Source organism: Gilliamella sp. wkB7 (genome assembly GCF_001693435.1).
GTDB classification, from domain to species: Bacteria; Pseudomonadota; Gammaproteobacteria; order Enterobacterales; family Orbaceae; genus Gilliamella; species Gilliamella apicola_N.
Genome location: NZ_CM004509.1, coordinates 208,752 through 224,828, shown reverse-complemented (window position 1 = coordinate 224,828; position 16,077 = coordinate 208,752). Strand labels below are relative to the sequence as shown.

The window sequence follows — 16,077 nt, the reverse complement described above, 5'->3', positions numbered from 1 at the left end:
TCAAAGTATTAGTGATAATAAAAAAATAGTGTTCTTTTAACACTTATGTTGCCTGAAATGTGTTATTTTTTCAATGCGTTATTGTTGTAAATTTAGATAAATTTTTTCAGCTAACGGTTTAGAAATACCTTGTACTTGGGCTATTTCATCAATACTGGCATTTTTTAACTCTCTTAATCCACCAAAATGATTTAAAAGTGCTTTTCGTCTTTTTGCGCCCACGCCATCAATATGTTCTAATGCACTATCCGTAAGTTGTTTTGTCCCTTTTTTACGTTGCCCTACAATAGCATGATCATGAGACGCATTACGTATTTGTTGAATAAGCAATAGAGCAGGGGAGCGATCATCAAGATAATGACCTGTCCCATGTGCTTCAAAAAATAGTGTTTCTAGACCTTCTTTTCTTTCTGCACCTTTTGCCACACCGATTAAAATTGGATGATTTTTATTCCAATTTACATCTAATTGTTCAAATACTTGTAATGCTTGGTTAAGTTGCCCTTTACCACCATCAATGAAGATAATATCAGGAACTTTTTCATCAGGTAGATCTTTTTTATTGTAACGACGTCTTAATACTTGATCCATCGCAGCATAATCATCACCTGGAGTTATGCCCGTTATATTATAGCGACGAAATTCAGATTTGACTGGACCATTTTCATCAAATACCACACAAGACGCTATTGTATTTTTACCCATAAAATGACTGATATCAAAGCATTCCATACGATTGATTTTATCAATCCCTAAAAATGCCTTAAGCGCATCATAGCGTTGTTTTATGGTTGAATTTTCTAATAATTTATTTTTGACTGCTGTTTGTGCATTAACAGTAGCAATGTTAAGTAATTTTAGATTATCGCCTTTAGGTTCATCAACTAATTTAACTTGATGCTCTGCAATGATAGATAAAGTTTCTTCCATTGCTTGTTTATCTGATAATGAAAAATTTAATAAAATCTTTTGAGGAATATTTCTATTTTGATTACCTTGCAGATAAAATTGACCTAAAAAGGTTTCAATAACTTCTTCGAGCTCAGTGTTTGATGGCACTTTAGGAAAGTAGGAGCGGTGACCAAAAGTTTGCCCATTGCGGATAAACAAAACATAAATACACGCTAAGCCCGACTCATAATGGAATCCAATGACATCAAGATTATCATTATTATTATATATAGCTTGTTTCTCATTAATATGTTTTATGGCTTGTAACTGGTCACGTAATGCTGCGGCTTTTTCAAAGTTAAGCTCGCTACTTGCTTTATGCATATCTTCAGTTATTTTTTGGATAATCTGCTCTGATCGTCCAGATAAAAATAATCTAACATAATTAACTTGCTCATTATAATCTTCATCGCTAACTAATCCTGGTACGCATGGACCTAAACAACGTTTAATTTGGTATTGCAAACATGGACGAGTACGATTGCGATAAGTACTATCCAAACATTGCCTAATCGGAAAGGTTTTTTGTAGTAGTGCTAAAATCTGTTTAACTGCATATCCACTCGGATAAGGACCAAAAAACTCATCTTTTTTTCGATTAATTGCGCCACGATAAAGTGATAATTGTGGATGGCGTTCTTTACTAAGCTTTATAAATGGATAGCTCTTATCATCTTTTAATAATACATTATAACGAGGCTGATATTTTTTGATGTAAGTCTGTTCTAGTAGTAAAGCTTCAGTTTCGGTGTTAGTAATTGTAAATTCAACATGATGAATATGGCTGACTAGCCTGTCTGTTTTAAGTGTTTTTTTACTACTGTTAAAATAGCTTTTTAATCGGTTATTGAGATCTTTGGCTTTTCCCACATAAATAATGGTCTGTTTATCATTGAACATTTGATAAATACCAGGTTTATGTGGGACTGTTTTTAAAAATGATGCTGAATCGAATTGGCTCATATTAGTTTTCAAAAATGAGGGCTTTTTTCTCTATTACCCTCATAATGGTGCTTAAAAGCCCATTTATCAAGAGGTAGACTAGCCCTGCAACCACAAAAATTGAAAAATCATAATAATCTCCATTTAATTGATTACTATATCCCATAATATCCATAACAGGAATCATTGAAGCTAAAGCCGTACCTTTTACTACAAAAACCACTTCATTAGAATAAGTCGAAAGTGCTCGTTTTAATGCATATGGCATGACGATTTTTAATGTTTGTCTTTTATTCATACCTAAAGCCTCACACGCTTGCCATTGACCTTGTGGTACGGATTTTAAAGCACCATAAAATATTTGCGTAGTATAGGCTGCACTATTAAGTGTTAATGCAAGATAAGCACAGAACCAAGGTGAAGAGATAACCTCATAAAATGTCGGTACTTTATTTAAAACATCGCCAAATTGTGATGGTCCATAGTAGATTAAAAATAGCTGAACTAAAAGCGGTGAACCGGTAAATATAATAATATAAGTGCGTATAATTTTAGTTATTACACAAGAATTTAGCGATAATAAGCAAGATAAAATAACAGCCAATAGACCTGCTGAAATAATGCCTAAAATACCTAAACTTAAGGTATCAGGAAGTCCTTGTAAAATGACTTTAAGATAGTAAATAAAATTATCAAACATAACGTGACCTTACAAACTATTGGCTGATTTTGGTTGTTCAAAATAGGTTGAACGCTTTTCGATTCGTGTAATAATCCTTTGACTTAAAATAGAAATAATTAAATAAATAAGCATCGCAATGAAATACCATAGAAAAGGTTGATTAGTTCGAGCAATTATGGTTTTTGTTTGCATCATCAAATCATCAATAGCGATTGCCGAAACTAACGCGGTATCTTTTAATAGTATTAGCCATTGATTACTCAATCCAGGTAAGGCATGACGCCACATTTGTGGCATAATAATTCGAAAGAACGTTCGCGATTTGCTTAATCCCAGTACTTGTGCAGCTTGCTTTTGACCGTTTGAAATTGCTTTAAATGCACCACGTAATGTTTGAGATGCATAAACCGCATAAAGTAATGAAAGGGCAGTTACACCACATAAAAACGGATCGGGTTTTGTGTTTGCTATGTCGATTTGCAATGTAAATGAGGTAAATCCAAGCGAAATTGCTATTCCATCATCTAATGACATCAATAACAAAGGTAGTCCAGTATAAATTGCTACCACAATTAATAATTCGGGTAGGGCGCGGATAGTCAAATTAAATAAGGACATTAACCATGCAACGGGTTTGAAAGGCGCAGATTCTAACAGTGTAAAAATAAAAGCAAATATCATGCCTATAATTAATGATACAAAAGCTAAGGATAATGTGATTGACGTTGCTTGCGCTAATGGCAAGATATATCCGTCCATCGAAGATAGAATCCAGTTTGTTCCGTTGGATAGAAAGTCTGACATAAAAAAACCGTATTTAAATTAAAAAAATAAACTCGCCGCAATGTATGCGGCGAGATCATAAATCAAGTTAAGAATTAAATTTTAACGACTAATTATTAAACCATTTTTTATAAATAGCGTCTAATTCTCCATTTGCTTTTAGCTTATCGATTGCTTGGTTAAATTTTTCACGAAGCTCATCATTACCTTTACGTAAAGCAATACCTAAACCTTCACCAAAAAATTCATGATCAGTGATTTTATCACCTAATGGTACAATTTCGGCTTCTTTACCTAACCAATCACCAGCTACGAATGAACTTGAAACAATAGCATCAATACGTTTAGCTTTTAAGTCAAGAAATGCAAATTGATAACTATCGTAACTAACCGGTTTCACATCCGGAAATTTTTCATTCAAATATTTTAAATAAGTCGTACCTTTTTGAATACCGACACGTTTGCCATTAAGTTGATCTAAACTTGTTAGGGAGTCTTTTAATGTGATGAATTGAATTGAACTATCATCATAATAAATTTTAGTAAAATCAACTTGTTTTTTTCTTTCAGCTGTTACATCTATACCTGCAATTGCAGCATCAATTCGACGAGTTTTTAAACTGGGAATTAAACCATCAAATGATTGATTAACGATTTTGCAAGAAACTTTCATTTCATCACAAATTTTGTTAATCATATCAATATCAAAACCGACAATTTCATTTTTATCATTAGTAAATTCAAAAGGAGCATAAGTTGCTTCTGTACCGATGATGAGGTTTTCTGCTGCTTGTGTTACAAATGCCGTTCCTGCTAATAAAACAGCTAATAATGTTTTCTTCATATTCTCACCCAATAATATTATTTAATGTGATAAATAAGCTTTAAATTCTTTGGTTTTAGGATGAGCAAAGCATTCTAGTTGTCCTTGCTCAATAATTTTACCGTGTTCCATATAAATCACTTGCGAAGCAACTTTACGAGCAAAATCCACTTCATGTGTGACAATAATTTGTGTAATTCCTGTTTGTGATAATTCATTAATGATTTCTGCTATTTGCGATGTTATAGCTGGATCTAAAGCCGCAGTTGGCTCATCAAATAATAAAATTTGAGGTTCCATCATTAATGCTCTTGCTATAGCAACACGTTGTTGTTGTCCTCCTGAAAGATGAAGAGGGTAACGGTGTGCCATATCATCTATCCGCAAACGTTTTAAAATCGACATTGCTTTGTCACTGGCTTCTTTTTTAGACATTTTTAATACTTGACAAGGTGCTTCAATTAGATTTTCAAGTACAGTTAAATGTGGCCATAAATTATAATTTTGAAAAACCATACCAACATTTTTTCGAAGTAGTCGAATTGTTGATTCACTGATTTTTTTTGAAAAATCAAAATGTGAGTCAGCTATAGTCATTTCGCCCGATGTTGGAATTTCAAGTAAATTAAATACTTTTAATAAAGAGCTCTTTCCTGCACCACTTTGACCAAGTAAAACAATCGTTTCACCAAGTGGATAGCATAATGAAACATCATTTAATGCCTGATGAGAACCATAAAAGCAATTAATATGGTTTAGTTCAATATTCATTCTTCGTTTTCTTAAATTTAAATTGACTAAATATTACTTTTTTTTGCATAAAAATGCAATCTAATTTATTAGACAATAGTTTTGTGCCTATTTTTTTACTGAAACATACCCATAACCTGAAACTTTTTTACAAAAAATCACTCATTATTAGATATGATTGGAATTACAGGACCAAGATATTTTGGTTCTTTAGTAAGGATATAAAGGTCAATAAAAGCACTAACACGAGCGAACATTTCACGGATACGCACTAATTTCATACTTTTAGGCGATGGCACCGCAAAGCATTGTGCTTGGATTCCTTGTGCAATAGCTATAAAAATTGCACGTTCGCAATGAAACTCTTGAGTGATAATTGTGAAATCATTTGCATCAAAAACTTTATTAGCGCGAATAATTGAATCTAACGTTCTGAAACCTGCGTAATCAAGAACTATCGCTTTTCTAGGAATGCCAGCCTTGATTAAATCTTTTTGCATAGTGATTGGTTCATTATAGCTTAATAGTGCATTATCTCCGCTAAGTAAAAGATAATCGACTTTACCTTGCCAATAAAGGTCGATTGCTCCATCAATACGGTTTCGATAAAAACCATTTAATCCGCCACCTCGAACATATTTGGATGTGCCAAGTACTACACCAACTGCACGATATGGTAGATTGTTCTCATCGTGATAGATATAAGGTGCTGTTTTATAGCTGATCCAATAGTCAAGTATAAGAATCGCCGATATTGTAATCAAGCACAAACCAATAAAACAAGCTATAAGCTTTTTTAAATTCATGCTAAAACCAATCAAAAATAAATACCATTATTGGAAATAAAAAAGGTGCTGTCAATGATGTCATAATACCACATAAAACAAGCGACAAGGAACTATAGGCTCCTTCGTTATAATCAACCTCAATGCAACGAGCTGTTCCAACTGCATGTGAAACAGCTCCAATAGAAAGTCCTCTAGCCGAAGCCGATTTTATTTTAACAAGATTTAATATTTGATGTCCAAAAATTCCGCCTAATGTACCGACTAATATTACACATAATGCCGCTATGGAAGGCACACCACCTTGATCGGCAGCAATAGTTACCGCAATAGCAGTAGTAACTGATTTCGGTAAAACAGATGCTGCAATGGCATTATTGCCACCCAACCAAAAAGCAATGCAAACGCCAGTTATCATTGATGCAATCGAGGCAGTAAAGGTGATAAATATGATTGATTTCCAACGAGCTTTAATTTGAGGAATAAGTTCGTATAAAGGATAGGCAAGGGCTACAACCGAATAAGGCAATAAATCATTAATAATTTGTACATTTGCTACATATTGTGCATAACTGGTTTTAGTTATTATTAAAATTGGAATTAAAACAATAACCGATATGACTAATGGATTAAATAAAGGACTTTTTAATTTAAATGAAATTCTACGAATAATGAGAAATACACAAAGTGTGAGTGGTAGCATCCATATCATGGCTGCTTCTCCTGATTTTTTGATAAAATTGTTCTTTTTTGGGGCATTGTTTTTTGGAAATTTTCGGTTAGAAATGCGGTAAAAATTAATACAATGAGCGATCCACCTACACTACTAAAGATAATAGGGATCCAATTTTCTAATAAAAGTGAATAGTTATCCATTATGCCCATAGCAGCAGGAATAAAAAGAACCGTCATATAACGCATAAATAGATTACAGCTATTTTTGATCCAACAAGTTGGGATAAGCTGGAAAGCAAGTAAGAAAAATAGAAGTAACAAACCAATAATACTGCCAGGAATCATTATCGGTATTATTTTTGAGATTATATTTCCCACCCATAAACAGAGAGTTAAAATAATCAATCCTCGACCATAGCTGAACAGCGTATAGTATAAAGAATAGAGTCGATGTTTTATCGTTGCATGTTTGGCTAAAAAATGTTTCATAATATTATATTGTTAAATATATTAAACTTTATGATGATTATTTATATCTGCGGCTTCAATGATATAAATAGAATTGATCTTATCATACGCCCGTCAAATTCAATTATCCAACTAAATAATGACAATAGTTATAAAGTTGTTTAATTATTGTTAATTTTTCAGGTTGTTGAATATACGTTTCAGCTAATAGTTCTAGATTCAATAAATAATCTTGTATTTTGGATATATTAAGTTTGTCTCGACAATGATTGAACCAAACAGCCTGCTCTCGTTCTGTTAATGCTTGAGGATAGTTTCGAGCTTTATATCTAAAAAATAGAGTAGCTAAACGAGGGTCATCAAATGTTAAAGATAGGCTATCTAACAGTTGAGTGGGTGTTGTTCGAATCGTTTCACAGCGCAATTTATCTTGATTATTCAAAAAACCTTGGTAAATTTGAGCATCAACATCTGAATTAATTGGATAATTATTATCAATATTAAACAATTCTTGCATCTTATTTTGCAGCAAATTTTGATTTTCTTGTAGTTTTTGTAGTTTAATTAAACATTGTTCTACATCAAGCCCAAATCGTTTTGCATTTTCAGGTAACAAGGTTTTTAATGGAGCAACTATAGGGCATTTATTGGTATGAATTAATTTTAAAGGAATTCGCGATTCTCCTAACTCTAGATCTTCTGTTTTTGTATACAGTTTCTCTTTGATTTGTTCAACGGACAAATCAATAAGGAGGTCAATATCACCCGCTAAATCACATATAACTGCTGCATTGTTTTGTATTGGATGCCAGATTATTGGAGCAACTACTGATAGATTACCTCGATGACTACCTAGCATGCCCGATACATGAATGATAGGTGTCATATTGACTACATCTATAAGTTCAGCAACTTTGTTTTTATTACGTAATAAGAAAAAATAATTAAATAATTTGGGTTGTTTTTCTTTTATTAGTTTAGCCATAGCAATAGTTGCATAAACATCGGACATAGCATCGTGAGCATGTTCATGCTTAATATTATTTGCTTGAGTTAGATGCTCCAAACGAAAGCTAGGAAGACCGTTATCATTGATGGGCCAATTGATACCATCTGGTCTTAATGCATAACAAGCTCTAACAACATCAAGAAGATCCCACCTAGAATTACCGTTCTGCCAACTATATGAATAGGGATCATAAAAGTTACGATATAAAATATTACGGGTGACTTCATCATCAAATCGGATATTGTTATATCCTAAAATACATGTGTTAGGTTCACTAAAAGCTTGATAGATTCGTTTAGTAAATTCAGCTTCACAAATGCCGTTTTGATTGGCTTTCTGAGGAGTAATACCAGTAATAAGTACAGCCTCAGGATTTGGTAAATAATCTTGAGCAATTTGACAATAAATAACTAATGGATCTTCAATGATGTTAAAATCACCGTCAGTTCGAACACCTGCAAACTGTGCTGGGCGATCTAAAGCTGGGTTTATACCAAAAGTTTCATAATCATGAACGTAAAAAGTTGGCTGATTTAAGTCGTTTTTCATTATTCTTTTGGGCTCTTAATTATTATTTTATTTCTTGATTTTTAACTGTTTTATTGTTCATTTATTTATTTGCGATTGTGAATATACAAAATATATAGCTATGCTTTTAATTGTGTACAAAATGTAGAAAATTAAAATGATGGCTAACGATTCAAAACAAATAGCACTATCAAATAAATCTTATCCTAGTTTTCTATAAATTACTACTTGATGGTTTAAGTGTAAGGATATCACAAAAAGGGAGTATTGCCTTTTAATTTCGGTATAGAGCAATGCTTGAGATTTAATTTTAATCCATGAATGATATTTATCATTAATTGTAATAGCTAACGATGCAATATATTTAAAAATCCTACAAATATCTGCGTTTAGTAAAGTTCTCAAAAATGGTAACATCTAATTTTTAAATTTACTTTTTATATTGCGATAAACCTAGTTATGGTTGGGCTATTTCCATTTTTGTGATAGCAAAAAGCAATCATGGTCTTTATGTAGGATTTATAGCCCAATACGTTATGATATCAAAAGGTAAACTTTATGATATTAGATATAATTAATAAGTAGGATATACCATGTTGTTATAGCAAATTTTATAATGTTAACATGAGATTTATTTTAACTTTTAAATGCACTACTAATTAACTAAATCTTTAAATCATGGTTTGGCTAATTCATATACATTAAATGTATATAACTTTTGTTTAAATTAGTAATTTAGCATTAATCAAATAAAAATTTTTTGTGACGTTGTAACTTTAAAATAAAAGTACAATACTTTTATAAATAATATTATCTATAATAGTAGTTAATTATAATTCATTAACATTTATTTAAAAATTAAGCTATTTGTTGTCCTCTATCTCTTTTAAAAATGAAGTTAAATGATCTTTCCATAAATTTGCTGTCATTGTGGTACTATGCCCACTGGTTTTGATACTTGCTGGTATTAATACATATTTAACATGAGGTATGTTTTTTATCGCTTTTTCCATTAAACCTGTAGTAGGAGGGTTTCTTTCATCATCTTCTGAATTTATTGCTAATATATGAGCTTTTATTTTAATCAAGTCTTTAGTTGGATCGAAGTTTCTTGCTGCATCCCATTGAAATAAAAAATCATTAGTATCCATTGTAATGCGCTCTTTTAATGTACTAGCTAATAATTCTTCTGTTTTTGCAGTATTATAGGCTTTGTTTTGCCAAGCAATATCGCCTCCATTGGTTGCTATATTATAATAATTATAAACGGTTTGGAATTTTTCTGGTTTTTTGTCATAGAATCCATTTTTCCAATCAGGATCGTCTTTAATAGCATTAATAACCATTTTTCTCATTATCCAATTTCGGCTTGACATAGGGGCAGGGGTCGCAGCCATTGGTACTGCAGCAGTCATAAAATCTGGATACATAGTAACCCAATTCCAAGTATTCATCCCTCCCATGGAATTTCCTATAATTAACTCTAAATGATCGATGCCTAATCCATTTTTCACTAATTGGTATTGAGCATTAACCATATCGGTATAATCATAATGTGGAAAGTCACCTTTCATACCATCTGACGGTTTCGAAGATTGACCTGTACCAATAGCATCAGGAAGGATAATAAAGTATTTTTCTGCATCTAGTGGCATTCCTTTGTCAAATAAAGCATGGCCAAAACTATCATTTAACATCGATGCTCCATTACCAGTAGTACCGTGTAATACTAATACGGGCTTATTTTTCGGATTGCCAAGAGTAATATAGTGTATTGATAGATTTGACATTGTACTCCCATCATTAAATTTGAAGTTATTAATAATGAAGTTGGCTTCATTTTTATTATTAAAATCGAGACAATACCCAAAAGAAGGAATTATTAATAAAATAACAATGCATAGTTTTTTCTTAAAGTTGACCATAATTTTTTTTACCTATATTCACTATTTATCCCTTTAATTTAACTTTACTAGGTTAAAATCGAAAATAAATACTTTGTTTATTGTGATTTATATCTCAATATTTCATTAAAATTAAAATTAAAATTAAAATTAAAATTAAGAATTAATTATCAAATTTTCTAAAAAAATCATTATTCAAAAGATCATTCTAATAATGAAAAGATAAAAATATGTAATTAATTATCATGATGTGAATAAACAAATAGAAATATCTAATTTAAAAACGAATATTTAATTTAAGTAAAAATAAAAAAGGGAATGAATTAATATCATTCCCTTTTTATTTAATTATGAATAATAGACAATTTTTACTCTTTTGGGGCACTCTCAATTAAATCAGCCAACTTTTCAAGAGTGATTCTGAGAGGTTTAGGCATAGTTTCTAATTCAATTGAATCCATTAAGTTTTTAACATATAGACCGAGCTCAGTATCTCCTTCAACTATTAATCGACGTTGAAAAAAGAGTGTATCAGGGTCTTGTCTTCTAGTTGCAATCATTATCAAATCATTAGCATTGCCAATGAAGCTTACATCAGCAATTTCTTCACGACTGACAACTAATTTATTTTCTATTAGGCTAACAAACCATATTAATTGTAGATCTGTAACTTCAATTTTAAGCCAGCGATTTTCTAAAAAATCAAGATCACCATCTTCAAGTGAATGTTTAAATTGTAATTGTAACAATTGTTCAATAACTTGTTTTTTTAAATTAAAAGGAATACAGCGTAAAGTAATTCCCAATACTTGAGGCGCTTTATCAACAAATGTTGAATGTATTTTTCCTAATAAATTATGCTGGCTTTCTATCATTTAAACATCTCCAGAGATCATTTTCTCATAAATATCTAAATCAGTGTTTAGATGCTCAAAAGTTTCTTCACTTACTTCATTACGAATTTTCATTTGTAATAGTGCGGTACGTTCTGCACCAATTGCAACTAAACGCATACGTCTTTCTAGGTTCTCAGCTTCAAGTGCTTTTTGTTCTAAATCTTTGAGACCTGTCCTACGTCTTAATGAACCGATAACACGCGAGCCAACTTCGTGAATTATTTCTTGATCCAAACCTGCTTCAGAAGTTTCTTGTAGTAAGTTGTTTTGCATTTTTTCTAGGCTAATAATAGCTTCTTCTGCCATTTGTCCTTTCACTGTTAAAATTTCATTGTCTTGTTTTGAATTATCTAAAATTACACTACCTCGTAATAAAATAGGTAATATAACTACTGCAACAATCAATGAAATTAAGATAATTCCTGTAGCGATAAAGACAAGTTGATACCTACCTGCAATGGTCATTGGGATAGATAATACACCAGCTAATGTTATTGCTCCACGGACACCAGCAAAAGTTGAAATTAATAAATCACGATTTGTATATGCTCTAAATGCTAGAGGTCGTTTTGTTCCAAAAGGCATGGTTGGCATGTGTTTCATAGCCCATAGCCAAGCAAATCTTGTTCCCATTAATACGATAAAAACAAATAAAACAATCAAGCATAATTGCCATAGCTCAATCGATGCATCTGTTTGATTTTCAGCGAAAGTATTATTTAAAATACTAGGTAACTGAATACCCAAAAGAACAAAAACAAATCCGTTGAATACAAAAGTTAACATTGACCATGCACTATCTGATTGTAAACGTGTTGTCAAAGGTGCATTACGCATCATACCAGAATGATTGACGGTCATACCTGCACTTACAGCAGCTAAAATACCAGAACAATGGCATTCTTCAGCAATAATATAAGCGGCAAATGGAAGTAAGAATAATAATACGATTTGAATTGCTGGGTCATTATTAGTAAGTTGATTTATTTTACGTAAAATCCTAGCATATAACCAAGTAAATAAAACCCCAACCGCTAAACCACCGACAGCAACGACAAAGAAAGATATACTAATTTGCAACAAATCAAATTCAAGCAGTCCTGTCGCAATTGCGATTGCAAACTTTAACGAAACTAGACCTGAAGCATCATTCATCAATGCTTCACCTTCAATAATTTCCATCTTTTCTTTTTCTATACGACCTTTACCAACGATTCCACTCAAGGCAACGGCATCGGTAGGTGATAAGACGGCTGCAAGAGCTAAAGCAGCTGCCAATTGGACATTTGGTAACATCCAGTGAAGAATGTAACCTAAAGCGATAATTGAGATAACCACCAATACAAGCGCCAATCCAACAATTTCTCTGAAATTATATACGAAATCTTTTACGGATGTTTTTCGCCCATCAGCAAATAGTAAAGGTGGAATGAATAAAACAAGAAATAATTCTGGATCAAATTTTACATAAACACCAAATGCGGCCAGAATGCAACCTAATAATATTTGCATTAGCGGTAATGGTATTTGTATTGGTAACATTTTAACAACGACACCAGAAAGTGATACAATTAATACGAGAAGTAAAATTATTGAAAAAAGTTCCATAGCTTGTCTTTTATTTATCCTATAATCCTATTGTTATTATTTGATTATATCGGATTTTTAACTTAATTTCAGGTTAAATTTCAAAAAATTACTTAAATTTTGTTCACACGCTATTATTAAACAAAAAAACAACAATCTAATTAAAGGTTTTGCATGGAAAATTGGCAAAGAGCATTTGTTTTGCACACACGTACTCAAACTGAAAGCAGCTTATTAGTTGATCTATTCATTGAAAATGGTGGTAAAATAACCGTTTTAGCTAAGGGAGCTCGACGAAAAAATTCTTCTTTGAAAGGGCTATTGCAACCTTTTACCCCCTTAATAGTACAATATTCTGGTAAAAGTAATATAAAAATATTACGTCAAGTTGAAGCAATGTCACTTACTATACCATTAGTTTCGGTTTCATTATATAGCGCTTTTTATTTAAATGAATTATTACATCGCGTATTAATTGCAGATACTGAGATGCCAACACTTTTTGATGATTATTTAAAAAGTTTACAACAACTGGCACAACAAGCTCCTGCTGAGAATGTTCTTCGTACTTTTGAATTGTCATTATTAGAAAATATGGGTTATTACGTTGATTTTTTTCATTGTAGCGCGACAGGCGATAATATTGTTGAATCAATGTATTATCAATATCAATCTGAAAAAGGATTTATCGGTAGTTTATTAAGAAATAGTACCAGTTTCACAGGTGAACAAGTATTGGCTTTGGGAAATCGTGATTTTAGCACTCCTGATACACTAAAAGCAGCTAAACGCTTTACTCGAATGGCTTTAAAACCTTATGTTGGCTCAAAACCTTTTAAAAGTAGGGAATTATTTTTGAAAATTTAAACATTTTAAGCAAATTTATTATTAAACATAGATTATTATCTTGCTCAATTTAGTGACAACGTCACATAGAACTGAATGTAATTATTACTATTTTTCATTTGTATCTCTGTTTAATATTAGCAACACCCAAATCAAGTCCCACTTGACGCTCGAATGACTAACTCTCCATTAACATAAATAGTTCGAATTGGTAATGTTGGGTTATAAACTCGTTGAATTAAAGTTTCAACCGCAGTTAGGGCGATACTAGCCAAAGGTTGCTTATATGTCGAAAGGGGTGTTGAAAGGTGACATGCATAATCGGCATCATCAAAGCTGATGGTAAATAATTTTTGTTTAGGATTGATTCTCTGATTTAAGGAAATTAATTGCATTGCTGTAAAGTCGTTTCCACAAACAACGTGTTTAATATTTAATTTTGACAAATGATTTATGACATTTTCATCTACTTGTGGAATTTGAATTATCCAATTATTGGTAATTCCTGTATCAAATAGCGCTTGTTTATAACCAATAATTCTCAATGCTATTGTATTAGCTGAATCACTTTTTGAAACGAAAGCAATTCGTTTATTATTTTGTTTAAGAAAATGTTGAGTTACAATATAACCAGCTGCAATATTATCAATACTGACTAAATCAGCCATGCCTCGAGTAGGAAATAAACAATAATCACGTTCTAACAATATGCAAGGAATTTTATATTGATTTAAGCAATCCATTATTTTGTGGTTAATAATGTTGGCATATGGGTGAAATTCTAAAGGTGTAAAAAAAATACCGTTGATGTTATTTTTTGTATAATTAATAATAACTTTTTCTACGTCATCCAAGATAGATTGTATATCCTGACTTTTAGTTAGCATACCAGCCCATAATAATGAAAATTGATAATGATTTGCTAAACTAGCTATTTCAGAATATAAACTATCAAGAATCATTCTGCTTTCGTCTTGCTCAAGTCGTGGAGCTAAAATGCCAAAAATATATTTTGTCACTTGTTCATTTTTAGGTTGTCTGACATAAAACTTTCCTCCTTGTTTACCCTCAATATAACCTTCATTTTTTAGCTTCGAAAATACTTTACTTATTGTTGGTCGAGAGGTTTTATATGCCTGACTTAAATCGGATGAAGAGGGTAGAGCACTATTGTAATCTAAAACTCCGCTTTTGATTTGTAATAATATTTCTTTATATATCTGGTCACTTTTATTTACCATGGTTTCACCTGTTAAAATTTCGATAATTTATGCAGTATGACATATCCGTTAAACTTGATAAATTAAATTTTACAAGTTTATAAAAAAAGTGACTTTGATATCATAAATCATAAAAAATATAGATTAATATTGTTTAGATTACCTCAGATAATTAGACTAAATTTGCTCAAAATACTTAATCATTATTTTGATGTCTTAATTTAATCAGTAAATTATTTTTATAAAACAATTGACTACCTGAGGTGGCTTTATGAAAAAATTCATAACAATATGCTTAACAATTACATCTGTATTTTTTACAAGTTGTTTTCAACTTGTAAACGCTGATGATAAGAGACCTATTAAGTTTGCTTTTATCACTTCAACATTAAACAATTCATTTTTTACCGCCATCTCAGATACATTTTCTGAAATAGCTAAACAGAATGGGGATCAATATATTCTTATTGATCCTCAATATGACCAAGCTAAGCAAATATCTATGATGGAAGATGTGATTAATCAAAATGTGGACATCATTTATTTAATTGCTGTAGATTCTGAAGGTATTAGGCAAGGTTTGCTTGCAGCTAAACAAAAACAAATTCCAGTTGTAGTTATTGATAATCCAATTAGTGATGATGATTTAATTGTAAGTACTGTCGCATCAGATAATTTTCTAGCAGGTAAAATCAATGGTGAACAAATGGCTAAAGATTTTCCTAATGGTGCAAAAATAGCAGTCATTGATTGCCCATTCAATCGAGCCAGCGTGTTAAGAGCAGATGGTTTTTATGCCGGATTAGGTGAAAATAAAAGTAAATTTAATGTGGTATCTCAACAAAACGGAAAATGTGCTTTAGAAGTGACTATGCCAATTGCTGAAGATATTATTCAAGCTCATCCAGATCTACAGGCTTTTTTTGCTGTAAATGATCCTTCTGCTTTAGGTGTGGTTGTTGCATTAAAAGCTTCAAATAAACTAAAAAATATCAAAATTTATACAGTTGATGGTTCACCTGATGGCAAAAAGGCTTTTAGTGATGGTGATTTAACTTTAACTGTAGCCCAAGCACCAATTCAATTAGCTAAAGAAACCTATAAAGTCGGTAAAAAAGTTTTAGCAGGAGAACATGTTTCTAAAGAAATCTTAGTACCAACTTTTCCTATTACCAAAGAAATGATTGAAAAAAATGGTGTAAAAGTCTGGCAGTAATAATCGACTTAA

At 31.6% G+C, this 16,077-nt stretch carries 15 protein-coding genes; 2 read left to right on the top strand and 13 right to left on the bottom strand.

What is annotated here, in order from left to right; all coding sequences use genetic code 11:
- Positions 1 to 78: 78 nt before the first annotated feature.
- The 12 genes from uvrC to A9G17_RS00960 all read right to left on the bottom strand — a co-directional run bounded on the left by uvrC (position 79) and on the right by A9G17_RS00960 (position 12,804).
- Positions 79 to 1,914, bottom strand: coding sequence for an excinuclease ABC subunit UvrC (gene uvrC / locus A9G17_RS01015; protein ID WP_039126725.1), 1,836 nt, complete (start codon positions 1,912 to 1,914; stop codon positions 79 to 81).
- Position 1,915: 1 nt separating this feature from the next.
- Entirely contained in the window at positions 1,916 to 2,593 is a 678-nt protein-coding gene (artM, locus tag A9G17_RS01010; protein ID WP_065737099.1) for an arginine ABC transporter permease ArtM, read from the bottom strand.
- Between the two features lie 9 nt (positions 2,594 to 2,602).
- Positions 2,603 to 3,334 carry an arginine ABC transporter permease ArtQ gene (gene artQ, locus A9G17_RS01005; protein WP_065737098.1) on the bottom strand — a complete coding sequence of 244 codons (732 nt, stop codon included), beginning with the start codon at positions 3,332 to 3,334 and terminating at the stop codon, positions 2,603 to 2,605.
- A gap of 133 nt (positions 3,335 to 3,467) precedes the next feature.
- Positions 3,468 to 4,202 carry a transporter substrate-binding domain-containing protein gene (locus tag A9G17_RS01000; RefSeq protein WP_065737097.1) on the bottom strand — a complete coding sequence of 245 codons (735 nt, stop codon included), beginning with the start codon at positions 4,200 to 4,202 and terminating at the stop codon, positions 3,468 to 3,470.
- A gap of 21 nt (positions 4,203 to 4,223) precedes the next feature.
- A complete protein-coding gene (gene artP, locus A9G17_RS00995) occupies positions 4,224 to 4,952 on the bottom strand; it encodes an arginine ABC transporter ATP-binding protein ArtP (RefSeq protein ID WP_065737096.1) in 729 nt (242 codons plus the stop codon).
- Positions 4,953 to 5,089: 137 nt separating this feature from the next.
- Positions 5,090 to 5,737, bottom strand: a complete 648-nt coding sequence (locus tag A9G17_RS00990; RefSeq protein WP_065737095.1) for an ElyC/SanA/YdcF family protein — start codon at positions 5,735 to 5,737, stop codon at positions 5,090 to 5,092.
- Position 5,738: 1 nt separating this feature from the next.
- Positions 5,739 to 6,428 (bottom strand): CidB/LrgB family autolysis modulator, encoded by a 690-nt coding sequence (locus A9G17_RS00985; RefSeq protein WP_065737094.1) that lies wholly within the window; start codon positions 6,426 to 6,428, stop codon positions 5,739 to 5,741.
- Complete coding sequence (locus A9G17_RS00980) at positions 6,425 to 6,880, bottom strand: CidA/LrgA family protein (RefSeq protein ID WP_081301622.1); 456 nt, start codon at positions 6,878 to 6,880, stop codon at positions 6,425 to 6,427. The genes A9G17_RS00985 and A9G17_RS00980 overlap by 4 nt, the downstream gene beginning before the upstream one ends.
- A 103-nt stretch (positions 6,881 to 6,983) precedes the next feature.
- Positions 6,984 to 8,417: an exodeoxyribonuclease I gene (gene sbcB, locus A9G17_RS00975; protein ID WP_065737092.1), complete on the bottom strand. Its 1,434-nt coding sequence runs from the start codon at positions 8,415 to 8,417 to the stop codon at positions 6,984 to 6,986.
- Between the two features lie 842 nt (positions 8,418 to 9,259).
- Positions 9,260 to 10,321 (bottom strand): alpha/beta fold hydrolase, encoded by a 1,062-nt coding sequence (locus A9G17_RS00970; RefSeq protein ID WP_065737091.1) that lies wholly within the window; start codon positions 10,319 to 10,321, stop codon positions 9,260 to 9,262.
- A 347-nt stretch (positions 10,322 to 10,668) separates the two neighbouring features.
- Positions 10,669 to 11,175 (bottom strand): ubiquinone anaerobic biosynthesis accessory factor UbiT, encoded by a 507-nt coding sequence (gene ubiT, locus A9G17_RS00965; RefSeq protein ID WP_039126747.1) that lies wholly within the window; start codon positions 11,173 to 11,175, stop codon positions 10,669 to 10,671.
- Positions 11,176 to 12,804 (bottom strand): Na+/H+ antiporter, encoded by a 1,629-nt coding sequence (locus tag A9G17_RS00960; protein ID WP_025315568.1) that lies wholly within the window; start codon positions 12,802 to 12,804, stop codon positions 11,176 to 11,178.
- A gap of 153 nt (positions 12,805 to 12,957) precedes the next feature.
- Here A9G17_RS00960 and recO point away from each other — a divergent pair, with 153 nt between their 5' ends.
- Entirely contained in the window at positions 12,958 to 13,650 is a 693-nt protein-coding gene (gene recO, locus A9G17_RS00955; protein ID WP_065737090.1) for a DNA repair protein RecO, read from the top strand.
- A gap of 131 nt (positions 13,651 to 13,781) precedes the next feature.
- On the opposite strand, the gene A9G17_RS00950 is transcribed toward recO, so the two are convergent.
- Positions 13,782 to 14,870 (bottom strand): GntR family transcriptional regulator, encoded by a 1,089-nt coding sequence (locus tag A9G17_RS00950; RefSeq protein ID WP_065737089.1) that lies wholly within the window; start codon positions 14,868 to 14,870, stop codon positions 13,782 to 13,784.
- Positions 14,871 to 15,120: 250 nt separating this feature from the next.
- Here A9G17_RS00950 and A9G17_RS00945 point away from each other — a divergent pair, with 250 nt between their 5' ends.
- Entirely contained in the window at positions 15,121 to 16,065 is a 945-nt protein-coding gene (locus A9G17_RS00945) for a sugar ABC transporter substrate-binding protein (protein ID WP_065737088.1), read from the top strand.
- The last annotated feature ends 12 nt before the right edge of the window (positions 16,066 to 16,077 follow it).